The following is a 23,474-nucleotide window of genomic DNA, read 5'->3' as shown; positions in this document are numbered from 1 at the left end:
AGGGATACTGACGGAAGCTGACAGGGCGCGGCCGGCGGTTCAGCGCGGGGCCAGGACGGCGCCGTTCAGGATGCGCCGGTCATCCCTGGCCTGGACCAGAATCGCCACGGCCTGACCCGGTTCACGGGCGCCGGGCAGGGCGTAGAGGGCAGGTCGCCCGGTCCAGTCTCCGAGGGTCCGGACCGAGCGCACGACGTTCATGTGCCGCACCGTGCGCCCGCGGTTGTCGCCCCGGGCGATCACGACTTCCTGCGGGCCGGGCGTGAAGGTCACGGCCACCACCTCGGCGCCGCCCACGGGCGCCTGGCCAGAGCCGACGCCCACGCGGTCGCCGCCGGCGCGAAACTCGATCTCGGGCGGAAACACACGGCTAGCCGCCTCTTCGTCGATGGCGCTCTGCAGGGCCGGGGCCTGGGCGCCCACGACCTGCCGGCGCCCGTCGATCACGACCTGCGGCGTCGCCACGTCGCGCAGCCGCAGGGGCTTGCGATAGGCGCGCTGGCGCTGGGCGAACTCGGGCCGGGCGAAGGTGTCCTCCCAGCCGAGATAGTCCCAGTAGTCGACGGCATAGGTCAGGGCGATCACCCCCGGCTCGGCCGCGACGGACTCGAACCGGGCGTTGGCCTCGGGACAGCCGGCGCAGCCTTGGGCGGTGAACAGTTCGATGACCACGGGCTCGCGGGGCGGCGCGACTTCGCGGGCGGCGCGGGCCGACGACGGCTGAGCCACCGACCCCGCCGCGACAAGAGCGGCCGCGAGAGCCGCCACAGGGATGATCCAGCCCCTCGTCCGCATGGCGGAGAGGTTAATCACGAGAGGCGAAAACGCGCCGCTCATTTTCGCGTGAAGGCCGAACGCCGCTGGGGATGATCAGACGCGGATGTCCAGCAGGGCGCCGGGGCGGGTCGGCCGCTCTTCCTGAACCGGGGGCGAGGCTGAGGCCTGGGCGACCCGGGGGGTCGGTTCCGTTCCGCCCGCCTGCACCGCATCCAGCGCCCTCTTGAAGAAATCCGAGCGCGCGGCGCGCACAGGGGCTTGCCCGGCGGGCTGCGGCAGGAACGGGACGGGCGGCGGGTTGGGTCGAATCGCGCTCATGGCGACAGGGTTAACGAAAACCGTCGGAAAGGGGTTAACGCCAGTATGGTCTAGGCCAGTCGTCCGTTGTGATGAACCAGCTCTCGCTGGAGCACGCGCATCAACTCACGCGACGATGGCTCTAGCCGCGCGATGTCGCTGTCGGCAAGGGACGAGCCGGGCCCTGGATAGCCGCGACCAGCCGCTCGATCTCGGCGGCGTCGACCAACGGACCCGACGACTTGGCCACGACCTGGCCCATGGCGTTGACCGCAAAGGTCTCGGGCGCGCCGGTGATGCCGAGATCGAGGCCCGCCCGACCCTCCCGGTCGACCAGCACCATGGAAAAGGGGTCGCCCAGCTCGTCGAGGAAGGCGCGGGTGGCGACCGGATCGTCCTTCCACGCCACGCCGACCACGGCGACGCCGCGGGCCTTCAGCGCCATCAGCCGCGGGTGCTCGGCCCGGCACGGCGCGCACCAGCTGGCGAAGACATTGACCAGCATGGGCTTGCCGACGCCCGCGGTCTTCAGGTCGAGATGTCCGGGACCGGACTGATCGCCGGTCAGCATCGGCAGGACCGTCTGGGGGATCGGCTGTCCGATCAGGGCGTCGGGCTTGACCGCCGGATCGCCCTTCAGCGACCAGCCGATGAACAACACCGCCAGCCCCGCGAGGACGACCAGCGGAATCAGGGACAGCCAGCGGCTCATTGTTGGGGCGCTACCGTGCTTCGCACGACTTGAGCGCGGTGCGGCTCGTCCTCCAGCCGCTCCAGTTCAGCCGACCAGCGGCGGGCCGCGATCAAGGCCCGGGCGGCGAGCGCGGCCAGGACGGCGGCGCTCAGGACCCAGGCGGGCCAGACGAAGGCGGCATAACGGCCCATGTCGAGGTCGAACATCTTCAGGCCTCCAGAGCGCGGCGGGCGCGGATCGTCAGCACCCGGCGGCGCACGATCCCGGTGCGGATCGACGTCAGCCAGATGGCCATGAACAGGGCGGCGTAAGCGGCCATCATCATCAGCAGGGGCGTCAGATAGACCGCCGACATGGACGGCCCATCGGCCCTGAGAAGCGACGCCGGCTGGTGCAGGGTGTTCCACCAGTCAACGGAGAATTTGACGATCGGCAGATTGATCAGCCCGACCAGCCCCAGCACTGCCGCGGCCCGGGCCGCCTTCGCCTCGTCGTCGATCGAGGCCCTCAGCGCCATATAGCCGAGGTAGAACAGGAACAGGATCAGCACCGACATCAGCCGCGCGTCCCCCCAGGCCCACCATGCGCCCCACATGGGCTTGCCCCACAGGCTGCCGGTGACCAGGGCCAGGGCGGTGAAGGCGGCGCCGGGCAGGGCGGCGGCGCGGGCGGCGGCGTCCGCCAGCGGATGGCGGAACACCAGGGCGAAGAAGCTCGAAACGCCCAGCGCCCCATACGCCATCAGCCCGAGCGTGGCCGCGGGCACATGCACGAACATGATCCGCACCGTATCACCCTGCTGATAGTCCTCGGGCGCGGCGAAGCTGAACCATGTCCCGACCGCCAGCAGAACGGCGGCCAGCCCCCAAAGCACCGGCGTCAGCGGGCGGGTGAAGCGCAGAAAGCGGTCGGGGTTGGCGAGGAACATCGGGAGTTCTCTTAGAGGCCCGGCGCGCGCGACGCTATACGGCGGCGAGGCCTGTGCTAGAGCGTCGCGCCTGAAATCCGAAGGGCCCCGCCATGACCGACGATGTGACGAAAGACTCCAACGGCGCCGTCCTCGCCGACGGCGACAGCGTGACCCTGATCAAGGACCTCAAGGTCAGGGGTTCGGGCGGGGTGACGCTGAAGCGTGGAACGCTGGTCAAGAACATCCGCCTGACCGGCGACACGGACGAGATCGAGGCCAATGTCGAAAAGGTGCGCGGCCTCGTGCTGCGGACCGAGTTCGTCAAGAAGGTCTGACGTGTTGCACGGACGCTCGCGACGCGGTCGCTCGCTGCTTGAGCGCGGTCTGCGCTAGCCCTGCGCGTTGCGGATCGCCGCGGCCCCCGCGAAGGGCGTGACCACGGCGGCGAACAGGACGTAAGCCACAAGCAAGGCGAGGGCGGGGGCCGGGTCAAGGCCGTTGGCGGCCCGCTCCAGCGCACCCGCGCCGAACACCACCGGCGGAATAAACAGCGGCAGGACCACCACAGCGATCAGCAGGCCGCCGCGTGTGGATCCGAGCGCCAGCGCGGCTCCGAGCGCTCCGGTCAGGGCGAACCCCAGCGAGCCGACCAACGCTGACAGCGCGACCAGAGGGGCGAGCGAAGGCGGCAGGCCGAGCGTGATGGCGGCGATCGGCGCGGTCAGGGCCAGAGGCACGCCGACGGCCAGCCACTGGGCCTTGGCCTTGGCGAGGACGACCAGTTCCAGCGGCGCGGGACCCAGCGCGATCAGGTCCAGCGCCCCGTCCTCCAGATCGCGCTCGAACAACCGCTCCAGCGACAGGATCGACGACAGGGCCAAGGCCAGCCAGGCGATCCCGCCCGCGACCGGCCTGAGGCCTGCCGGATCGCCGCCCGCCGCCAGCGGGACCAGCACTGTCAGGCACAGGAAGAAGCCGCAGGCCAGCAAGGGGCCGCCGCCGCCGGACCAGGCCAGCGCCAGTTCCCGCCGGAACAAGGTGAGAAAGCCGCTCATGCGTCCCTCTCCCGTGGGGAGAGGGCTTGAGCGCACGACCGCGCAGTGGTCGTTCTTGCGCGACCCATAGGGCAGCGCGGAGCCTGAAAGGGTGAGGGCGTCCGGCGCCAGGCCGGCGAACACGGTAACCCCTCACCCCCGCCCCTCTCCCCAAGGGAGAGGGGAGTCGATGGTGGAGCTGTCAGGGGGCGGGTCATGACACGCCGCCGATCACCAGTTCGCGCGCCGCCACCGGCAGGGGGTCGTGGACGGCGGCGAGAATGGCTCCGCCCTTGTCGAGATGCGCCTGCATCATCAGGCCCAGCGCCGCCCGCCAGCGGGCGTCGAGCGGGGCGAACGGCTCGTCCAGCAGCCACAGCGGACGCGGCGCGGCGATCAATCGGGCGAAGGCGAGACGGCGGCGCTGTCCGGCCGACAGCTTGCGCACCTCAAGGTCCAGCAAGGGCTCCAGAGCCAGCACATCGACGGCGGCGGCGATCCCGTCCGCGTCCGCCCCGGCCCAGCGGGCCTGGAAGGTCAGTTCGTCGCGAGCGCGGCGGCCGGGTTTCAGCCCGTCCAGATGGCCCAGCCAATGGATGTGGCTCGCCCGGACTTCCGCGGGCTCGATGTCTGCGAAGGCAATCGTCCCGGCGTCGGGCCGGATGAAGCCGGCGAGCGCCCGCAGCAGGCTGGTCTTGCCCGCGCCATTGGCCCCTGTGAGGGCGACCGCTTCCCCGGAGGCGAGGTTGAACGACAGGTCGCGGAACAACACGCGTTCGCCACGGGAGACGGAGAGGGAGGTGGCATCTAACATTCCTTCCCCCCTTGCGGGGGAAGGAGGCCGGCGGAGCCGGTCGGATGGGGGGGCTGCTTCAGACGGCAGTCTGCGGAATGATCAGCGGCGACCGGGCTGGATCGGTGTCTCACCCCCCATCCGTCTCGCTCCGCGAGCCACCTTCCCCCGCAAGGGGGGAAGGAAGACGGATTGCGACTCGGTCGCAATGCCCATGCCGCCGACGTGGATACATGGACGGCGCCCGGAACCCTCGTTATATCCGGCCTCGCCGCAGCAGGCGTTCGCCGCGCGCGGCGGGGACCTGTGCGCCCCGTCGTCAGTCGCGCGTTCGTGCAACCGGATTGTCGGGCGGCGTGAACCAGAGGAAGCCTCTCCATGCCGTCAGTCGACAGCCTCAAGACCCGCCGGGACATCACCGTCGGGCGCAAGAAATACGCCTATTACAGCCTTCCGGCCGCTGAGGAAGCGGGCCTGACCGGGATTTCCCGCCTGCCGCGCTCGATGAAGGTGCTGCTGGAGAACCTGCTGCGCAACGAGGACGGGGTTTCCGTCAGCGAAGCCGACCTGCGCGCCGTCGCCGCCTGGATCGACAACAAGGGCTCGGTCGAGCACGAGATCGCCTTCCGCCCCGCCCGCGTGCTGATGCAGGACTTCACCGGCGTTCCCGCCGTCGTCGATCTGGCCGCCATGCGCGACGCCATGTCGGCCCTCGGCGCCGACGCGACCAAGATCAATCCGCTCAATCCCGTCGATCTGGTCATCGACCACTCGGTCATGGTCGACCATTTCGGCACCCCCGGCGCCTTCAACCAGAACGTCGAGCGCGAATATGAGCGCAACATCGAGCGCTACAAATTCCTGCGCTGGGGCTCGTCGGCCTTCAACAATTTCCGCGTTGTGCCCCCCGGCACCGGCATCTGCCATCAGGTCAACCTCGAGAACCTTGCCCAGACCGTCTGGACCGTGGCCGAGGGCAAGGCGACCGTCGCCTATCCCGACACCGTGGTCGGCACCGACAGCCACACCACCATGATCAACGGTCTGGCCGTGCTGGGCTGGGGCGTCGGCGGCATTGAGGCCGAGGCCGCCATGCTGGGCCAGCCCATCCCGATGCTGATCCCGGAAGTCGTCGGCTTCCGCCTGTCCGGGGCGATGTCGGAGGGGACGACGGCGACCGATCTGGTCCTGACCGTCACCCAGATGCTGCGCAAGAAGGGCGTGGTCGGCAAGTTCGTCGAGTTCTTCGGCCCCGGCGTCATCAGCCTGACCATCGAGGATCAGGCCACCATCGCCAACATGGCCCCGGAATACGGCGCCACCTGCGGCTTCTTCCCCGTCTCGGCGGCGACCATCGGCTATCTGACCGCCACCGGCCGCGACAAGGCCCGGGTGGCCCTCGTGGAGGCCTATGCCAGGGCGCAAGGGCTGTGGATCGACGAGACCTCGGAAGACCCGGTTTTCTCGGACGTGCTGGAACTGGACATGGCTTCGGTCGTGCCGTCGATCGCCGGACCGAAACGCCCGCAGGACAAGGTCGAACTGACCATCGCCGCCCCGGCCTTCGAAACCGCCCTGACCGAAGTGTTCAGCCGCCCGACCGACGCCCCGCGCGTGAAGGTCGAGGGTGAGAAATTCGATCTCGGCGACGGCGACGTGGTCATCGCCGCCATCACCAGTTGCACCAACACCTCCAACCCGTCGGTTCTGATCGCCGCCGGACTGGTGGCGCGCAAGGCGAAGAAGCTGGGCCTGTCGGTCAAGCCGTGGGTAAAGACCTCGCTGGCGCCCGGCTCGCAGGTGGTCACCGACTATCTGACCGCCGCCGGCCTGCAAGCCGATCTGGACGCCCTGGGCTTCAATCTGGTCGGCTATGGCTGCACCACCTGCATCGGCAACTCGGGGCCACTGTCGGACAGCATCTCGAAAGCCATCAACGACAATGGTCTGGTGGCCACCTCGGTGCTGTCGGGCAACCGCAACTTTGAGGGCCGGGTGAACCCCGACGTCCAGGCCAACTATCTGGCCTCGCCGCCGCTGGTCGTGGCCTACGCCCTGGCGGGCTCGATGCGGATCGACATCTCGAAGGATCCGATCGGCAAGGACAAGAAGGGCAAGGACGTCTTCCTGAAGGACGTCTGGCCGACCTCGAAAGAGATCGCCGACATCCAGAAGAAATGCGTCACCCCGGCCATGTTCGCCAAACGCTATGCCGACGTCTTCAAGGGCGACAAGCACTGGCAGGGCATCAAGGTCGAGGGCGGCCAGACCTATGCCTGGGACGACAGCTCGACCTATGTCGCCAACCCGCCCTATTTCGAGGGGCTGACGATGGAGCCGGCGCCGGTCTCCGACATCATCGAGGCGCGGGTGCTGGCCATTTTCGGCGACTCGATCACCACCGACCACATCAGCCCGGCCGGTTCGATCAAGAAGACCTCGCCGGCGGGCGCCTGGCTGACCAATCGCGGCGTCGACGCCCTCGACTTCAACAGCTACGGCGCGCGCCGTGGCCACCACGAAGTCATGATGCGCGGCACCTTCGCCAACATCCGCATCCGCAACAAGATCACCCCGGACATCGAGGGCGGCGTTACGAAGCATTTCCCCTCGCAGGACACGATGTCGATCTACGACGCCGCCATGCGCTACCAGTCCGAGGGCCGGCCGCTGGTCGTGTTCGCGGGCAAGGAATACGGCACCGGCTCGTCGCGCGACTGGGCAGCCAAGGGCACCCGCCTGCTGGGCGTCCGCGCGGTGCTGGCCGAGAGCTATGAGCGTATCCACCGTTCCAACCTGGTCGGGATGGGCGTCGTGCCGCTGCAGTTCAAGGCGGAGGGCTGGACCCGCCTGGGTCTGACGGGCGAGGAGATCGTCACCATCCGCGGTCTGTCGGACGTCAATGTCGGCAAGCTGAAGCCGCGTCAGGACCTGTGGGTCGAGCTGTTCCGTCCCTCGGACGGCAAGATGGCCCGTTTCCCGGTCCGCTGCCGCATCGATAACCAGACCGAGCTGGACTACTTCAAGGCCGGCGGGGTCATGCCGTATGTGTTGCGCAATCTGGCGCGGGGGGCCGAGTAAGGCCTCCAGTAGCGCGAACGCCCGTTAGGCCAAACGATTGAGGGCCGGCGGAGCGATCGGCCGGCCCTTTTTGTTGATGCGAGGCTGGTGCGCCGAAAGCGGACTTTTCGAAGGGCGGGATAGGGTGGTGAGCGGACATTTAGCGGATGTCGCGCATCTCCATGGGCCCGCAGTCAGCCGGAATGCGCGTGGGCCGCCCTATGGTGGGCGCAACTCACCGCCGGGTTGAACGGGGCGAACACGCCGCTCGGATTGGCGCGGTACAGCCATACGTGCCGGTCGTAATGAGGCTCGAACATGTGAGCCTCATCGAGCGCGGTCGCTGGATCGTCGGCCATCGCGTCGTAGCTGACGCCGAGATAGGACGGCCTACCGGCGTGCCCGGCAGCGTGCCAAGATTGCTGGAACACCAGATTCTCGATCGCCACCAGCTCGAGGCTTCCGTTGGCCTGCGGTTCGTAAATCAGGATAGCCGGATTGCGGAAATCGGTATGAATGCCGCTCCCGTTGACGCGCGCGGTCGGCGCCCCGGGAGGCAGCCCGAGCAGGTCCGGACGGCTGTAGTGAATGCCCATCGCGCCGGCGCTTGCTGGCAGGCCCATTTCGACCGCCGTCACGCAATGGTCCATCGGATCGCGGACATATCCTTCGCGAAGTGCGACGTTGACGTCCTTAAACCTATCCGTCGCTGCGCGAGCTTCATCAAGGCTTGGGTCGCCGGCGACGGTCGCCGGCGGAACGGTCGCGCACGAAGCCGTCGACAGCGCAAACGCCGCGGCGAGCAAATATCTGCCGGAATTTTTCATTGCTGCTTCCCCCTCGCGCTTGCTCCGGTTGGCGGAGCCGAAGAACGCGGTTATCGCACATTGAGGGCGTTTCGTCACTGGCCTCAAAATCAGACCTCGTCATTTGAGCGGCCGGTAAGATTCGGCTACGCCTTTCTGTCCGCAAGGGGTGGAGGCCGTGTGCGGACGTAGAGAATTATGGCAAAAAGCATTCATCGAGAGCACCTCACTGACACCTCAAGCCGGGTGTGATTAAGTGTCGGCTCCGGGAAAAGGGAGGCGAGGCCGTGAATCCGAACAAGGCGCTGTGGGAGAAGGGGGACTTCACCAAGATCGCCGCCGCGATGCGGGAAAGCGGTGAGGAATTGGTGGAAGGACTTGGCCTGAAGCCGGGCCTGGACATTCTCGACCTGGGCTGCGGCGACGGCACGACCGCAGTACCGGCAGCCCAGCGAGGCGCCAACGTCCTGGGAGTGGATATCGCTGAGAATCTCGTGGCTGCCGGCAACGCCCGGGCGGCTGCGGCGGGATTGGGCAACCTTCGGTTCCAGGAGGGCGACGCATCGGACCTGCGGGATCTCGCCGACGAGAGCTTTGACCTTGTGGTGAGTATCTTCGGCGCGATGTTTGCGCCGCGACCGTTTGATGTGGCGAAAGAGATGGTGCGGGTCACGCGCAAGGGGGGGCGAATCGTCATGGGGAGCTGGATTCCCGGCGATCCAACCCTGATCGCGCAGGTCCTGAAAACGAGCGCTGCCTACACCCCGCCGCCGCCCGAGGGGTTCATCAGCCCGGTCACGTGGGGTGTAGAGGACAACGTTCGTGAGCGCTTCGGGGCGGCTGGCGTGTCAGCTGAGAATATCTCTTGCGAGCGCGCGACCTATATCTTCCGCTGTGCTGGTCCGCCGCGCGAGCTATTCCAAACCTTTAAGCAATATTACGGCCCGACGATGAACGCGTTTGAGGCGGCCTCAAAGGATGGCAAGGCTGAGCAGCTTGAAACCGAGCTCACGAAGCTGTTCGAAGAGTACAATCGCGCCGGCGAGGATAGCACCGAAATACCCGCAACTTTCCTCCGGGTTGTGGCTACAAAGAGGTAGATAACCTCTGCGGGCGGGTCGAAAGTGTCCGCCAAGGGGTCGGGAGCGGCGCCAAGCTTGGGGCCTGAAAGAGGACGCTCAGCGCCCTTGTCATCGAACAGCCCTGAGCTGTCGTCAGGGCCCGAACACCTCGACCCCGATCTCGCCGTCGGGGGTCAACCAGGCGCGTTTCATGCCCTGGCTGTTGAAGGGATGGGCGATGTTGCCGAGGCGGTCCAGAGCGATCAGGCCGCCGTCGCCGCCCATGTCGCCGATCTCGTCGATCACGGCGCGCCCGGCCTCGACGAGAGTCTGTCCCCCGGCGACGCGCCAGCTGACCTGGGCGCAGGCGGCGACGCGGATGAAATACTCGCCCTGACCGGTGCCCGAGACCGCAACGCGGCCGTCGGCCCAGCTGCCGGCGCCGGGGATGGGGGTGTCGCCGACGCGTCCCGGCATCTTGCCGAACACGCCCGCCGTCGAGGTCGCCGCCGCAAGCCGCCCGTCGCGGTCCAGCACGCAGCAGCCGACCGTCCCGTGGCTCAGCGTGCCGGGCGGGTGGTTGTCCTCGCCCTGACCGGCGTGGGTGAACCAGGCGGCGGGGTCGTCGATCCGGTCAAGGCCCTGATCAGCCGCGAACCGACAGGCGCCCTCGCCGACCAGCATCACATGGGGGGTGTGGTCCATCACCGCGCGGGCGGCGCGTACGGGATTGCGGAAGCCCTGAAGGGCGGCCACGGCGCCGGGCCGTCGACCGTCGCCGTCCATCAGGCTGGCGTCCAGCTCATACGCGCCCGCGAGGTTCGGCGAGGCCCCGCGCCCGGCGACATAGAGACCCGAATCCTCCAGCAGGACCGTCGCCTCGACCGCAACGTCCAGCGCAGACGCGCCGTCCGCCAGCCGCGCCCGCATGGCTGTGACCACCTCGCGCATGTGAGCGGTCTCGGCGCTATAGTCGCGGTCGCGTCGCGCGCCGGCGCCGCCGTGCAGAATGAGGGCCGTCATACTGGGTCGTCTCCGGATCGCCCCTTTTAAACGGGCGGGACGCTGATTAGCCTCACCCGCGACGGAACACTACCGACCACGTCTTCCCCCACCCCTGACAAGAGGGCCTCAAGTCGCGCGAAGCGCGACAGGCCTTCCGAGCGAAGCGAGACCTGAAACAATGCGCGCTGTCCTGTCCAAGGCCCCCGGCGGTCCCGAAACCCTGGTTGTCGAGGAGGTGATGGACCCCCGGCCGATGAAGGGCGAGGTGGTGATCGACGTGCGGGCCATCGGGGTCAACTTCCCCGACACCCTGATCATCGAGGACCGATACCAGTTCAAGCCGCAGCGCCCCTTCTCGCCCGGCGGCGAGGTCGCGGGCGTGGTCGAGGCGATCGGCGAGGGCGTGACCAGCGTCCGCAAGGGCGACCGGGTCATCGCCGTGCCCGGCTGGGGCGGCATGGTCGAGCGGCTGGCCGTCCCCGCCGCCTCGGTGATGAAAATCCCCGACGCGATGGATTTCAACACGGCCGCTGCGCTGGTGATGACCTATGGCACGTCCTACTACGCCCTCAAGGACCGGGCGCAGCTGAAGGCGGGGGAGAGCCTGCTGGTGCTGGGCGCCGCCGGCGGCGTGGGCGTGGCCGCGGTCGAGCTGGGCAAGGCCATGGGCGCGCATGTCATCGCCGCCGCCTCGACCAACGACAAGGTCCAGTTCGCGCTGGAGGCGGGGGCCGACAACGGCCTGATCTATCCCACCGGCAAGATGGACAAGGCGGCCCAGAAGGAGCTGTCGGGCGAGCTGAAGCTGGCCTCGGGCCGCGACGGGCCGGACGTGGTCTATGACGCCGTTGGGGGCGACTATTGCGAGCCGGCCCTGCGCGCGATGGACTGGAACGGGCGTTATCTGGTGGTCGGCTTCCCGGCCGGCATACCGGCCCTGCCGCTGAACCTGACGCTGTTGAAGTCGGTGTCGGTGATCGGGGTGTTCTGGGGTGCGGCCGTGATGCGCGACCCGGCCGCCCACGCCGCCAACATGGCCGATCTGCTGCGCTTCTGGGAGGACGGCAAGATCCGCCCGCGCGTCAGCCAGACCTTCCCGCTGGAACGGGCCCATGAGGCCATCAAGGCTCTGGGCGACCGGTCGGTGATGGGCAAGGTGGTGGTGACGATCGAGGCCTGACGTCGGCGTGGCAGGAGCCGTGTTGGCTTCGTGATATAACGGTGTTATTGCCAAGCTTGCGCGGACGATGGACCGCGGCATCGGCCTCGGGGGCACGACATGCGCTGGCTGGCGGTCATCTACGGGCTTTTCGCCTATGCAATCTTCTTCGTCACCTTCCTGTGGTCGACGGCCTTTGTCGGTGGTTTTGGCGTGGCCAAGACGATCGATTCGGGGCCGGCGGGTCCTTTGATCACGGCTCTCGTCGTCGACACCCTTCTGCTGGTGGTGTTCGCGGTCCAGCATAGCCTGATGGCGCGGCCGGCCTTCAAGAGCTGGTGGACCCGATTCGTGCCGCCGCCGGTCGAGCGTTCCACCTATGTGCTGGCGGCCAGCCTGGCGCTGCTGCTGCTGATGTCGCAGTGGCGGCCCATGCCGGACGTGGTCTGGAGCGTCCCGGCTGGTCCGGCGGCGACGGCCATCTGGGCCCTGTTCTGGTTCGGCTGGGCCACGGTCCTGCTGTCGACCTTCCTGATCAACCATTTTGATCTGTTCGGCCTGCGCCAAGTCTGGGCTTACAGGCGGCGGCGCGAGATTCCGCCCTCGGACTTTCGCACCCCACTGTTCTACCGGGTCGTGCGCCACCCGCTCTATCTGGGCTTCGTCATCAGCTTCTTCGCGGCCCCGACGATGAGCCAGGGCCGGCTGTTCTTCGCCCTGGCCACGACCGCCTATGTCCTGATCGCGATCCAGCTGGAAGAGCGTGATCTGATCACGGTCTTTGGCGATCGCTATCGCGACTACCGCGCCAGGGTGGGGATGCTGCTGCCGATTCCGCCGCTGAGGCGGCCCCGCTAAGCCGTGCGGCCCGTCGCTGATCAGTCGTCGCGCAGCCGCTCCAGCGCGGCGGTCGCCTGATCCTTGTGCCGGCGCTTGATGTTGGCGCCCAGGGTGGCGATCAGGGCCGCGATGACCGCGGCGTCGTCGGTGAAGCCGATGCCGGCGAAGATGTCGGGAATGGCGTCGAACGGCAGGACGAAATAGGCCAGCGCCCCCAGCATGATCCCTTTGGCCGCCGTCGGCGTCTCGGGATCGCGGGCCGAATACCAGACGCTGACCACCTGCCGGGCGAAGGGAATTCGGGCCGCGGTGCGCCGGATCTTGGGCCAGAACCCTTTTTGCACCCGCACCTCATTGACCTGCTGGACAGACGGCACGAGGGCGCGGGACGGGTCCAGCGCGTCTTCGGGCGAGACGGGTTTGGCATTGGTGGTCATGGCGGCTAAATCCCCGCGACGGATCTCGGTTCAAAATCAACATAGGGGCTGCGGCCATGAAACTCGACAGTTCGATCGCGGCGGTGGTGACGGGCGGAGCCTCGGGCCTGGGCGAAGGCACGGCGCGAGCCATTGCAGCGACGGGCGCGAAGGTCGCCCTGTTCGACATGAACGCCGAGCGTGGAGAGGTCATCGCCGAACAGCTGGGCGGGGTGTTCTGCCATGTGGACGTGACCGACGACGCCTCGGTCGCCGCCGGCTTTGAAAAGGCCCGCGCCGCTCACGGCCAGGAGCGTCTGACGGTCAATTGCGCCGGCATCGCCACGGGCCAGAAGACCGTCAGCCGCAAGAAGGACACCGGCGAGATCCGCGCCCATGACATGGCCGGTTTCGAGCGCACCGTACGGGTCAATCTGTTCGGCAGCTTCCGCGTCCTGAGCCAGTCGGCGGCCGGCATGGCAGCGCTGGAGCCGATGGCCGACGGCGAACGCGGCCTGATCGTCAACACGGCCTCGGTCGCGGCGCAGGACGGCCAGATCGGCCAGGCGGCCTATGCCGCATCCAAGGGCGGCGTCTACGCCATGACCCTGCCGGTCGCCCGCGATCTGGCCCAGGAAGGCATCCGCTGCAATACCATCCTGCCCGGCATCATGTGGACGCCGATGATGGCCGGCATGGACCAGAAGATTCAGGACGCGCTGGCCGCCGCCATCCCCTTCCCCAGCCGCCTGGGCACGCCCGCGGACTACGCCTCCCTGGTGCTGGAACTAGCCAGAAACGTCTACATCAACGGCGAATGCATCCGCCTCGACGGCGCGATACGGTTGGCGCCGCGTTAGGCGCGGCGAGCGCTACGCTCGGCTCGCGGAGCCTCGCTACTTGAGCGCATCTGCGGAATCTTCCGCAAAGGGACTTGCAGGGTTTGCCGCCCCTCCGCTATAGGCCCCGCTCTCGATTGAGATGCGGGCGTAGCTCAGTGGTAGAGCACAACCTTGCCAAGGTTGGGGTCGAGAGTTCGAATCTCTTCGCCCGCTCCAGTCGAAGCCCAGGAAGCCCGGTCCCCGTGATCGGGCTTTCCTGCTTTCTGCGCCCGGGCGGCGCATTTCCTCTCGGCCGGGCGGCATCTAGCCGGGACCGCCTGAACCAGATCGAGCACCGTCCCGGTCCGGTACGGTGACGCTGGACGGCGCGGTCAAGCCCGGCTAGGTCGCCTTCGGGGCGAAAGCGGACCGGTTCGGTTCGCCGTTTGCAAGGTGTCTCCCGGACAGGCGCGTGTGGCGCCATAACGGGACAGTCGGGTCGCATGTTTCTCGAAGGCCAGGTCAACTGGATGTGGGTGCTGGGAGCGGTCGCCGTCGTGGGCTGGATCGTGGGCCTCGTCGCCCTGTGGTTCGCCTTTCGCAACAGTACGCGCCACGTCAGCGCCTCGGATCAGCTTGATCTGATCCAGCGGGTCGCCGACGATTCCCAGAAGCGTCTTTTCGAAACCCTGAACGCCATTCCCGTCGCCCTCGTGGAGACCGACCGGCAAGGAAAATTCGTCTTCGCCAACCGCGCCGCCCACCAGCTGCTGGGTCGCAAGGACGCCGAGCTGATCGGCCTGCGCTTTCATTCGGCCACCTGGGGCATCACCTTCCCGGACGGTCGGCCCGTGCCGCCGGACCTGCTGCCCAGCGCCCGCGCCCTGCGCGGCCAGACGGTCCGCGGGTTTCAGCATCTGCTGGCCAACCCCGCCTCGCGCCGCAAGATGCTGGTCTCGGTCACGGCCATGCCGATCGAGAACGAACTGGGCCAGATCACCGGCTCGACCGCCGCCATCGTCGAGACCGAAGGGCTACAGACCCCCGAAGTGATCATGCCGGAGCCCGTTGCAGTTTCGTCGGACGACCTGACCCGCCGGGTCTTCGACGCCGCTTCCAGCGCGCTGATCGTGGTCGGCGCCGACGGCCGGGTGCGCGAAGCCAACCGCACCGCCCTGCTGGTGCTGGGCCGCCCCGAGGCTGACGGTGACTTCTCCGAACTGTTCCTGGCTGAGGATGAGCGGGTCGAAGGCCGCCAGGCCCTGCGCGCCGCCCTGTCCGCCCCCGCCGGCGAGGCCGAGGCCTTCGTCTCGCACCGCGGAGCCGACGATGGCATCCGCTGGTCCATGCTGCCGCTGACCGACGCCGACGGCATCGCTGACGCCCTGCTGCTGGCCGGAGAGCGCGCGGAGCCGACCCCGGCGTCTGAACCGGTCGTCGTGGAGGTCGAGCCCGAGACTGCGTCGGACGAGACCCTCGCCCTGCGCGAAGCTGCCGAGGACGCTCGCCGTCAGGCCGGGGAAGCGCTCGCCGCCGCCGCCGCCGCCCGCGAGGAGGCCCAGTCCGCCTGGGCCGCCGCGCGCAAGGCCGGCGAAGACGCCGAGGCCGAGCTGGTCGGGGGCCGCCGTATGGAGAGCGTCGGCCGCCTGACGGGCGGGCTGGCCCATGACTTCAACGCCCTGCTGGGGGTCATGACCGGCGCCCTGGACATGATGCTGCGCCAGGCCGACGACCCGGCCCGGGTGCGCCGCATCGGCCAGGCTGCCCTGGCCGCCGGCCAGCGGGGCGAAATTCTCACCCGACGGCTGACCGCCTTCTCGCAGGGTGACGACGAACCGGTACTGCGCGTCCTCGACGCCGGTGTGCTGCTGCGCGGCATGGAGACCCGCCTGCGCGCCATGGGCGGGCCGGGCATCGACCTGATGATCGAAGGGCCGTCTGAAGCCGCACCCGTGCGCCTCGACCCCGTCGCCTTCGAAGGCGCGGTTCGCGGCCTGACCCAGAACGCCGTGGAGGCCGTCGCCGGCCGGGGGTCGGTTGCGGTGCGGCTGGAAACCATGCTGGAGGGCGGGGTGCGTCTGAGCGTGCGGGACAGCGGCCCGGGCATGGACCGCGATCTCGCCGCTCGCGCGGTCGAACCCTTCTTCACCACCCGCGACGGTGCGGCGGGCCTCGGCCTGTCGCAGGCCTACGCCTTCGCCCGCCAGTCGGGCGGCGTGTTGTCGATCGACAGCGCACCGGGCGGGGGCGCGGAAGTATCGGTCACCCTTCCCAACGCGGCCTGAGCCGCCGCCTTTCGCCGTTCGTGGGACCGGGTTATGGTAGTAAACGCGGGGGCGGGAGGCTCAATATGAAGCTGTTGCGATTCATCGTGGTGCTGGCGGTCATTGGCTACGCCGGTTGGCTGGCCTGGCCCTTCATCTCTCCCATGCTCGAAGGCGCGGGACCCGATGCGGCCGCGTCGCGCATGGGCGCCGAGGCCGAGGCCGGCGGCGAACTGTTCGGTTTCCTGCCGATGTGGATTCTGTGGGTCGGGGCGGTGGGACTGTATCTGGTCGCCGCCCTGCTGCTGGGGTCCGGAAATCCGAAGGCCGCTGTGGCCTATTTCCTCGGCTTCATCGCCGACGCCGTGCTGCGGCTGGCGCTCGGTCAGGGCGGCGGCGACGCCGCGGCGCGATCCGGCGGCCCGACCACCATGGCGGCGCCCGAGGCCATGAACAGCCTGCCGGTCGAACCGGTCTGGCTGGTGCTGGGCGCCCTGTTCCTGCTCGGCGTGCTGGTGGTTGTCGCCGGCCGCCGCATCCGGCGCAAGCGCGAAGCGGGCCAGCTGAATTTCTGAACCAGGCCTGCGGATTGACGGCGAAGCCTCCTATATGCGCCGCAACGGTTGACCCTCGCGGACGGGCCGTTAGGTTCCGCGCGCCTTCCCGCGCCCACGACAGACCCGAGAGATTCCATGGCTGAAGCCGCCGTTCCCAGCGCCTCGTATGACGTCGTCATCATCGGCGGCGGTCCGGGCGGGTACAATGCGGCGATCCGGGCGGGCCAGTTGGGCCTGAGCGCCGCCTGTGTGGAGATGCGAGACACCCTGGGCGGAACCTGCCTGAACGTCGGCTGCATGCCCTCCAAGGCCCTGCTGCACGCGTCCGAACTCTATGAGATGGCCGGCAAGGCGTTCGCCGGCCTCGGCATCGAGGTGACGCCCAAGCTCAATCTGGCGCAGATGATGACCCAGAAGGCCGAGAGCGTGATCGCCCTCACCAAGGGCATCGAATTCCTGTTCAAGAAAAACAAGGTCGACTGGGTTCGCGGTCGCGGCCGCATTGCTGGTCCGGGGCGGGTCGAGGTCACCGCCGCTGACGGAACGGTCACCGCTCTGGCCGCGAAGAATATCGTCGTCGCCACCGGCTCGGAGCCCTCGCCCCTGCCCGGCGTGGCCTTCGAGGACGACAAGGTGGTGGATTCGACCGGCGCCTTGTCCCTGCCGGCCGTGCCGAAACATCTGATTGTCGTCGGCGCCGGCATCATCGGTCTGGAGCTGGGCTCGGTCTGGCGTCGGCTGGGCGCGCAGGTGACGGTGGTGGAGTATCTGGACCGCATCACCCCCGGCATGGACGCCGACCTCGCCAAGGCCTTCCAGCGCAGCCTGACCAAACAGGGCCTGGCCTTCAAACTGGGGTCGAAGGTTACGGCGGCGAAATCGTCGAAGGACGGCGTCGAACTGACCGTCGAGCCGGCCGCGGGCGGGACCGCCGAGACGCTGCAAGGCGATGTGGTTCTGGTCGCCATCGGCCGCCGTCCCTACACCGAAGGCCTGGGTCTCGAGACGGTGGGCGTCACGCCCGACAAGCGCGGCTTCGTCGGCCACGACCATTTCAAGGTCGCGGAAGGCGTGTGGGTCATCGGCGATGTCACCCACGGCCCGATGCTGGCGCACAAGGCCGAGGAGGATGCGGTCGCCGTGATCGAACTGATCGCGGGCAAGGCCGGTCATGTCGACTACAATCTGGTGCCGAGCGTGGTCTATACGGCCCCGGAGGTCGCCTGGGTCGGCAAGACCGAGGACCAGCTGAAAGAGGCGGGCGTGGCTTACAAGGTCGGGAAATTTCCGTTCAGCGCCAACAGCCGGGCCAAGATCAACCACGAGACCGACGGCTTCGTGAAGGTGCTGGCCGACGCCGCGACCGACCGCATCTTGGGTGTCCACATTCTGGGACCGCAGGCGGGCGAGATGATCGGCGAGGCCTGTGTGGCCATGGCTTTCGGCGGCGCGTCGGAAGACGTCGCCCGCATCTGCCACCCCCACCCGACCCGCTCCGAAGCCGTCAAACAGGCGGCCATGGGTGTCGAAGGCTGGACGATGCAGGCGTGATCGCCTGAAGGCTCAACTGCGCGGATGGGCCGTGGCATAGGCCTCGAGCAGGCGCGCGGCGTCCACGGCGGTATATTTCTGCGTCGTCGACAGGCTGGCGTGGCCCAGCAACTCCTGGATCGAGCGCAGGTCGGCGCCGGCGCCCAGCAGATGGGTGGCGAAGCTGTGGCGCAGGGCGTGGGGCGTGGCCGTGGCGGGCAGGCCCAGCCGGCCGCGCAGCTTTTGCACGGTCGCCTGAACGTGGCGCGGACCCAAAGGGCCGCCACGGCTGGCGCGGAACAGGGCGTCGGAGGGTCCGAGCGGGAAGGGCTGCAGGGCCAGGTAGGCATCCACCGCCGCGCGCACCGCGGGCAGGACCGGAGCCAGCCGGGTCTTCCCGCCCTTGCCGACGACGCGCAGCGCCTCGGCCAGCGGTGCGTCGGATCGGATCAGCGACAACCCCTCCGAGATCCGCAGACCGCACCCGTACAGAAGGGTCAGGACGGCCCGGTCGCGGGCGGCCTCCCAGGGTTCCGCGTCGGGGTCGGCGTCGGTCTCCTGCAACAGGCCGCGCGCCTGATCCTCGCTGACAGGGCGGGGCAGGGACGGCTTGATGCGGGGCCCGCGCACCAGCGCCAGTTGCGGCGCGGGGGTGGCGCAGCGGCGGTCGAGGAAGCCATGGAAGGCGCGAATGGCCGACAGGGTCTGGCTGATCGACCGGGCGGCCAGCGGATGGTCCCCTGAGCGACGCTCAGCGAGATGGGCGCGAACCTCGGCGGCGGTCACGGTTCCAAGGTCGGCCAAACGCTGCGGCCCGCCCCGGTGCCGCTCGAGAAAGGCGAGGTACAGCCGGCCGATGCGGCCATAGGCCTCCAGCGTGTTCGGAGCCAGCCGCCGTTCATGGGCCAGATGCTCGAGCCAGGCCGCAAGCGCCTGATCGGCGGAGGTCAGTTGAGGATCGGCCATCGCTCGGCTGTCCGTTCCACCACCCGGGCGATGAAGGCCACCAGTTCGCAGCCCATGGTGGGGGTGAAACCGTCCTCTTCGGGGGAACCAAAGGCGCAGACGGCGTGGCGGGCGGGCATGTCCGCGCCGGGGAACTGCGGCGCCATGCGGATCAGGGCCACCGACTTCACCTCGGCCTCCGACGCGCCGAACAGGTTCAGGCCGTCGAAATTCGGACCCAGCCAGGTCAGGCCGTGCTCTCCCAGCAGGGAATCGACCCCGCCAGGCTCAAGTCCGCGCCAGCCGAAGGGCACGCCGCCGGGCTTCTCGAGGGCGATGGCGGCCCCGGCCAGGCCGAACCGCCCTTGCGCCACGGCGTCGAGGCGGCGGGCGAGGTCGGAGGGGTTGCGCGCCTCCATCAGGTCGAGGGCGGCGACATGGGTCTGGGTCTGGGCGGCGAAGTTGGCGCGGGCGATGGACTCGATCCGCTTGCGGGCGTCGGCCTCGCGCTCGGCCACTTCTTCCAGCCGCGTCAGGGCGGCGCGGCCGAACTCCACGACATTGCGACCGTGGGGCTTGAGCCCGATCTCTTCCAGTAGCGACCGGTCGTCGAGCAGGGTCCGGGGATTGGCCTGCAGCCAGGCGCGCATCTCCGGCCAATGGGGCTCGGCTGCCGGAGGCTTCAGGGAGGGGTCAGGCTTGCCGCTCAATGCCCTCTCCTCGAGGTGACTCTACAGTATGGACTGGCCCGTCTTTCCCCAGTCCGCCAGGAAGGCATCAAGCCCCTTGTCGGTTAACGGGTGCTTGACCAGGGCTTTGAAAACGTCGGCGGGGATGGTCGCGGCGTCGGCGCCGGCGACCGCGGCGGCGCTGACATGGGCCGGATTGCGCAAGGACGCGGCCAGAATCTGCGTGTCGAAGCCGTGCACGTCGTAGAGCACCCGGATCTCTTCCAGCAGGCCGATGCCGTCAGCGCCGTGATCTTCCAGCCGGCCGACGAAGGGCGAGATGAAGGTGGCGCCGGCCTTGGCGGCCAACATCGCCTGGGCGGCCGAGAAGCACAGGGTGACGTTGGTTTTTATGCCCTTGTCGGCGAAGGCCCGCGCGGCGCGCAGCCCGTCCCAGGTCAGGGGCAGTTTGACCACCACGTTCGGCGCGATGGCGGCCAGCTTGTCGCCCTCCTTCACCATGGTCTCGAAATCGGTCGCCACGGCCTCGGCGGAGATCGGCCCCTCGACGAGGGCGCAAATCTCGGCGATGACCTCGGCGATGTTGCGACCGGATTTGGCGATCAGCGAGGGATTGGTGGTGACGCCGTCCACCATGCCGGTGGGGACCATGTCCTTGATGACGGCGACGTCGGCTGTGTCGAGGAAGAGTTTCATGTGTGTCTCTCTAGCGGAGCGCGAAGGGCGGTGAAAGTCGCCAGCGTCCTCATCCCCCTGCCGGTGCCCGAGGCCTTTGACTATGAGGTCCCCGAAGGCATGGAGGCGGCGCGCGGCGATCAGGTCGCCGTGCCGCTGGGCCCGCGCCTGATCCGGGGCGTCGTGTCCGAGGCGCGCGAGACGACCGGTTCGAACCGGCGGCTGAAGGCCATCGACCATCTGCTTGACGAACCGCGGCTGCCCGAACGCACCGTGGACTTCGTCGAATGGGCCGCGCGCTGGACGCTGAGTCCGCCCGGGGAGATGGCGGCCGCGGCGCTGAAAGGGCTGCGCGCGCCCCGGCCGCGGCCCGAGCGGCGGGTGCGTCGGGTCGGCGAGCGGCTTCCCGCCCGGCCCACGGCGGCGCGGACGGCGGTACTGGACAGGCTGGGAGGGCGGTCAATGCCCGGCCCCGATCTCGCGCGGGCGGCGGGCGTCTCATCGGGCGTGGTCAAGGGTCTGCTCGACGAGGGTGTGCTGGAGATCATCGAGATCGAGGCGGAGGCCGCCTTCGACCCGCCCGACCCGGACCATGCTCCGGGCGCGCTGAATCCCGATCAGGCAGCGGCGGCCACGGCGATCACGGTGGCGACCGGGAAGGGCGGTTTCGCCCCCTTCCTGCTCGACGGCGTCACGGGCTCGGGCAAGACCGAGGCCTATCTGGAGGCGGCGGCGCGGACGCTGAGGGCCGACCCCGCGGCGCAGATCCTGATCCTGCTGCCCGAGATCGCCCTGACCCAGGACCTGATCGCCCGCATCACCGCCCGTTTCGGCGCGGCCCCGGCCGAGTGGCACTCCGGCGTCGCCCCGCCTCGTCGCCGCCAGGTCTGGGAGGCGGTGGTCGCCGGCCGCTGCAACATCGTGGTCGGCGCGCGCTCGGCCCTGTTCCTGCCTTTCCTCAATCTGCGGCTGGTCGTGGTCGACGAGGAGCACGACGGCTCGTTCAAACAGGGGGAGGGGCTGATCTATCATGGTCGCGACCTCGCTGTGGCGCGGGCGCGGATCGAGGGGGCCACGGTGGTGCTGGCCTCGGCCACACCCTCGCTGGAGACGCTGTGGAACGCCTATCAGGGCCGCTACGGCTGGCTCAAGCTGGCGGCGCGGCACGGGGCGGCGATGCTGCCGGACGTGACGCTTCTGGATCTGCGCACCTGCCCGCCCGACCCCCAGACCTGGCTGTCCCAGCCCTTGCGGGAAGCCATCGGCGAGACGTTTGCGCGCGGCGAGCAGACCCTGCTGTTCCTGAACCGGCGCGGCTATGCGCCCGTGGTCCTGTGCCGGGCCTGCGGCCACCGGCTGACGGCGCCCGACACCGACAGCTGGCTGGTCGAGCATCGCTACACCGGGCGGCTGGTCTGCCACCTGACCGGCTTCACCATGGCGCGGCCGAAACACTGTCCGTCCTGCGGCGCGGCCGACAGCCTCGTCGCCGTCGGCCCCGGCGTCGAACGGGTCGAGGAGGAGGTGCGCCAGCTGTTCCCCGAGGCGCGCACGGCGGTGTTCAGCTCCGACACCACGCCAGACGCCAGGTCGGCCCGCGCCCTGATCCAGCGCATGACGGACGGCGACATCGACATCCTCGTCGCCACCCAGGCGGCGGCCAAGGGCCACAACTTTCCCCTGCTGACCCTCGTCGGCGTGGTCGACGCGGACCTGGGCCTGCGCGGCGGCGACCTGCGGGCGGCGGAACGCACGTTCCAGTTGCTGACCCAAGCCACGGGTCGAGCGGGCCGGGCGGACCGCCCGGGCCGGGCCATCCTGCAGACCTGGACCCCCGAGCATCCGGTGCTGAAGGCGCTGGCGGCCGGAGACCGGGACGCCTTCGTCGCGGCTGAGATGGCCGAGCGCGAGGCGGCCTGCCTGCCGCCCTACGGCCGGTTGGCGGCGATCATCCTGTCGAGCGAAAATGCGGCCGCGGTGGAGAAATTGGCGCGCGAATTGGCCGGTTCGATTCCCAACGCCGAGCGGCTGGAAGTCTACGGCCCCGCCGACGCGCCGCTGGCCCTTGTGCGCGGCCGCCGCCGCAAACGGCTGCTGGTCCGCGCCGACCGCGACGTCGACCTCCAAGGCTTCCTGCGGGTCTGGCTGGCGCGGGTGAAGATTCCGGGGTCGGTGCGGCTTAGCGTCGACGTGGACCCGTACAGCTTCTTGTAGGGCGCTAACGCTCGCGACGCGGTCGCTCGCTGCTTGAGCGCGAGGCCGCGTCGGGTCGAAAAGGCGGAGCCTTTTGACCGCGGCCCAACGAGAGAAAGCGCTGGGGTCGCGCGAAGCGATGCTAGCGCGGCCCCGTGAGTCTGATCTCGAACACGGTCGGCCAGTTTTTGCCGGTTACGAACAGGCGGCGGCCCACGGGATCCCAGGCGATGCCGTTCAGGACGGCGTCTGTCGGGTCCAGTCCGCTGCGGTCCGGCATCAGGTCGGTCAGGTCGATGACGCCGGTGACCTCCCCGGTCACCGGGTTGATGCGGACAATATAATCGGTCTGCCACAGGTTGGCGAAGACCTCGCCCTCGATCCATTCCAGCTCGTTGATCCGGCTGACCGGACGGCCCTGCATGGAGACGGGGACGCTGCCCGTCTCGGCCAGGGTGGCGAGATCGAGGAAGCGCAGCGCCGCCGTGCCGTCCGACAGGATCAGGCGCGTGCCGTCGTGCGTCAGGCCCCAACCCTCGCCGGCATAGGCGAACTCGCCCTCGGGCTCGAGCGTCTCGGGGTTCCAGATGAAGCCCTTGCCGCCCTTCCACGTCAGGGTCAGCACGCGGTCGCCGACGGCGGTCAGTCCCTCACCGAAATAGTCCTCATCCAGCCCGCGCCGCTGCAGGATGACGCCGTCCTCCAGCCGGACGCGGCGGACTGTGGAGGGATACCGGCCGGTGCTTTCCAGCAGCTCGCCGTCGCGGAACACCAGCCCCTGGGTGAAGGCCGTCGGGTCATGCGGATAGGCGCGCACGACCTCGAAGCCATAGACCGGGACCGGGGTCTGGGCCGGGGAGGATGCGGGAACAGGCGGGGCCGCCGTCTGCGCCGCCGCCGGCAAGGGCATGAGAAGCGCAGCGAGAAGAAGGATGGCGGCCCGCATGG

At 68.9% G+C, this 23,474-nt stretch carries 24 protein-coding genes and 1 tRNA gene; 11 read left to right on the top strand and 14 right to left on the bottom strand.

Annotation, left to right across the window (positions count from 1 at the left end; genetic code table 11):
- Nucleotides 1-39 precede the first annotated feature (39 nt).
- The 5 genes from Q8K49_RS07320 to ccmC form a co-directional block, all read right to left on the bottom strand.
- Nucleotides 40-768: a thioredoxin family protein gene (locus Q8K49_RS07320; RefSeq protein WP_305305081.1), complete on the bottom strand. Its 729-nt coding sequence runs from the start codon at nt 766-768 to the stop codon at nt 40-42.
- A gap of 102 nt (nt 769-870) precedes the next feature.
- A complete protein-coding gene (locus Q8K49_RS07315; protein ID WP_305305080.1) occupies nt 871-1,095 on the bottom strand; it encodes a hypothetical protein in 225 nt (74 codons plus the stop codon).
- A 121-nt stretch (nt 1,096-1,216) separates the two neighbouring features.
- Nucleotides 1,217-1,786, bottom strand: a complete 570-nt coding sequence (locus Q8K49_RS07310) for a DsbE family thiol:disulfide interchange protein (protein ID WP_305305079.1) — start codon at nt 1,784-1,786, stop codon at nt 1,217-1,219.
- Nucleotides 1,783-1,974 carry a heme exporter protein CcmD gene (ccmD, locus tag Q8K49_RS07305; RefSeq protein ID WP_305305078.1) on the bottom strand — a complete coding sequence of 64 codons (192 nt, stop codon included), beginning with the start codon at nt 1,972-1,974 and terminating at the stop codon, nt 1,783-1,785. Before ccmD ends, Q8K49_RS07310 begins: the two co-directional genes overlap by 4 nt.
- Nucleotides 1,975-1,976: 2 nt before the next feature.
- Entirely contained in the window at nt 1,977-2,696 is a 720-nt protein-coding gene (ccmC, locus tag Q8K49_RS07300) for a heme ABC transporter permease CcmC (RefSeq protein ID WP_305305077.1), read from the bottom strand.
- A gap of 92 nt (nt 2,697-2,788) precedes the next feature.
- Here ccmC and Q8K49_RS07295 point away from each other — a divergent pair, with 92 nt between their 5' ends.
- Entirely contained in the window at nt 2,789-3,013 is a 225-nt protein-coding gene (locus Q8K49_RS07295; protein ID WP_305305076.1) for an alkylphosphonate utilization protein, read from the top strand.
- 54 nt (nt 3,014-3,067) lie between these two features.
- Here Q8K49_RS07295 and ccmB read toward each other — a convergent pair whose 3' ends face one another.
- Together ccmB and ccmA are read right to left on the bottom strand one after the other, a co-directional pair.
- Nucleotides 3,068-3,733, bottom strand: a complete 666-nt coding sequence (gene ccmB / locus Q8K49_RS07290) for a heme exporter protein CcmB (protein WP_305305075.1) — start codon at nt 3,731-3,733, stop codon at nt 3,068-3,070.
- A 193-nt stretch (nt 3,734-3,926) separates the two neighbouring features.
- On the bottom strand, nt 3,927-4,526 hold the full coding sequence (gene ccmA / locus Q8K49_RS07285) for a heme ABC exporter ATP-binding protein CcmA (RefSeq protein ID WP_305305074.1): 600 nt from the start codon (nt 4,524-4,526) through the stop codon (nt 3,927-3,929).
- Nucleotides 4,527-4,883: 357 nt separating this feature from the next.
- Between ccmA and acnA the strand changes: the two genes are divergently transcribed.
- A complete protein-coding gene (gene acnA / locus Q8K49_RS07280; RefSeq protein ID WP_305305073.1) occupies nt 4,884-7,586 on the top strand; it encodes an aconitate hydratase AcnA in 2,703 nt (900 codons plus the stop codon).
- Between the two features lie 173 nt (nt 7,587-7,759).
- Here acnA and Q8K49_RS07275 read toward each other — a convergent pair whose 3' ends face one another.
- The gene (locus tag Q8K49_RS07275; RefSeq protein ID WP_305305072.1) at nt 7,760-8,392 is read right to left on the bottom strand and encodes a hypothetical protein; all 633 of its coding nucleotides are present in this window, start codon (nt 8,390-8,392) and stop codon (nt 7,760-7,762) included.
- 266 nt (nt 8,393-8,658) lie between these two features.
- On the opposite strand from Q8K49_RS07275, the gene Q8K49_RS07270 reads away from it, so the two are divergent.
- On the top strand, nt 8,659-9,471 hold the full coding sequence (locus tag Q8K49_RS07270; protein WP_305305071.1) for a class I SAM-dependent methyltransferase: 813 nt from the start codon (nt 8,659-8,661) through the stop codon (nt 9,469-9,471).
- A gap of 114 nt (nt 9,472-9,585) precedes the next feature.
- Here Q8K49_RS07270 and Q8K49_RS07265 read toward each other — a convergent pair whose 3' ends face one another.
- Nucleotides 9,586-10,455 (bottom strand): isoaspartyl peptidase/L-asparaginase family protein, encoded by an 870-nt coding sequence (locus Q8K49_RS07265; RefSeq protein ID WP_305305070.1) that lies wholly within the window; start codon nt 10,453-10,455, stop codon nt 9,586-9,588.
- 160 nt (nt 10,456-10,615) lie between these two features.
- Between Q8K49_RS07265 and Q8K49_RS07260 the strand changes: the two genes are divergently transcribed.
- Nucleotides 10,616-11,617, top strand: a complete 1,002-nt coding sequence (locus Q8K49_RS07260; protein ID WP_305305069.1) for an NADPH:quinone oxidoreductase family protein — start codon at nt 10,616-10,618, stop codon at nt 11,615-11,617.
- A gap of 99 nt (nt 11,618-11,716) precedes the next feature.
- A complete protein-coding gene (gene mddA / locus Q8K49_RS07255; RefSeq protein WP_305305068.1) occupies nt 11,717-12,454 on the top strand; it encodes a methanethiol S-methyltransferase in 738 nt (245 codons plus the stop codon).
- A gap of 20 nt (nt 12,455-12,474) precedes the next feature.
- Here the strand turns inward: mddA and Q8K49_RS07250 are convergent, their stop codons facing one another.
- Entirely contained in the window at nt 12,475-12,873 is a 399-nt protein-coding gene (locus Q8K49_RS07250; protein ID WP_305305067.1) for a YkvA family protein, read from the bottom strand.
- A 56-nt stretch (nt 12,874-12,929) separates the two neighbouring features.
- Between Q8K49_RS07250 and Q8K49_RS07245 the strand changes: the two genes are divergently transcribed.
- From Q8K49_RS07245 to lpdA, 5 genes are all read left to right on the top strand, one after another.
- The gene (locus tag Q8K49_RS07245; RefSeq protein WP_305305066.1) at nt 12,930-13,712 is read left to right on the top strand and encodes an SDR family oxidoreductase; all 783 of its coding nucleotides are present in this window, start codon (nt 12,930-12,932) and stop codon (nt 13,710-13,712) included.
- Nucleotides 13,713-13,835: 123 nt separating this feature from the next.
- Nucleotides 13,836-13,910: transfer RNA gene (locus Q8K49_RS07240), tRNA-Gly, on the top strand.
- Between the two features lie 266 nt (nt 13,911-14,176).
- Nucleotides 14,177-15,958, top strand: a complete 1,782-nt coding sequence (locus Q8K49_RS07235; RefSeq protein WP_305305065.1) for an ATP-binding protein — start codon at nt 14,177-14,179, stop codon at nt 15,956-15,958.
- A gap of 65 nt (nt 15,959-16,023) precedes the next feature.
- Nucleotides 16,024-16,512: a hypothetical protein gene (locus Q8K49_RS07230; protein WP_305305064.1), complete on the top strand. Its 489-nt coding sequence runs from the start codon at nt 16,024-16,026 to the stop codon at nt 16,510-16,512.
- Nucleotides 16,513-16,629: 117 nt separating this feature from the next.
- On the top strand, nt 16,630-18,045 hold the full coding sequence (gene lpdA, locus Q8K49_RS07225; RefSeq protein ID WP_305305063.1) for a dihydrolipoyl dehydrogenase: 1,416 nt from the start codon (nt 16,630-16,632) through the stop codon (nt 18,043-18,045).
- Between the two features lie 12 nt (nt 18,046-18,057).
- Here lpdA and Q8K49_RS07220 read toward each other — a convergent pair whose 3' ends face one another.
- The 3 genes from Q8K49_RS07220 to fsa all read right to left on the bottom strand — a co-directional run bounded on the left by Q8K49_RS07220 (nt 18,058) and on the right by fsa (nt 20,354).
- Nucleotides 18,058-18,990 (bottom strand): tyrosine recombinase XerC, encoded by a 933-nt coding sequence (locus Q8K49_RS07220; RefSeq protein WP_305305062.1) that lies wholly within the window; start codon nt 18,988-18,990, stop codon nt 18,058-18,060.
- Entirely contained in the window at nt 18,972-19,619 is a 648-nt protein-coding gene (locus tag Q8K49_RS07215) for a DUF484 family protein (protein ID WP_305305169.1), read from the bottom strand. Before Q8K49_RS07215 ends, Q8K49_RS07220 begins: the two co-directional genes overlap by 19 nt.
- Nucleotides 19,620-19,700: 81 nt before the next feature.
- Nucleotides 19,701-20,354, bottom strand: a complete 654-nt coding sequence (gene fsa / locus Q8K49_RS07210) for a fructose-6-phosphate aldolase (RefSeq protein WP_055831708.1) — start codon at nt 20,352-20,354, stop codon at nt 19,701-19,703.
- A gap of 30 nt (nt 20,355-20,384) precedes the next feature.
- On the opposite strand from fsa, the gene Q8K49_RS07205 reads away from it, so the two are divergent.
- The gene (locus tag Q8K49_RS07205; RefSeq protein WP_305305061.1) at nt 20,385-22,547 is read left to right on the top strand and encodes a primosomal protein N'; all 2,163 of its coding nucleotides are present in this window, start codon (nt 20,385-20,387) and stop codon (nt 22,545-22,547) included.
- Between the two features lie 121 nt (nt 22,548-22,668).
- Here the strand turns inward: Q8K49_RS07205 and Q8K49_RS07200 are convergent, their stop codons facing one another.
- Entirely contained in the window at nt 22,669-23,472 is an 804-nt protein-coding gene (locus tag Q8K49_RS07200) for a glutaminyl-peptide cyclotransferase (protein ID WP_305305060.1), read from the bottom strand.
- Nucleotides 23,473-23,474 lie beyond the last annotated feature (2 nt).

This window comes from Brevundimonas sp. (assembly GCF_030682035.1).
In the GTDB taxonomy this organism is placed as follows: Bacteria; Pseudomonadota; Alphaproteobacteria; order Caulobacterales; family Caulobacteraceae; genus Brevundimonas.
The sequence above is the reverse complement of the archived record's forward strand: the minus strand, read 5'-3'. Positions and strand labels throughout refer to the sequence as shown.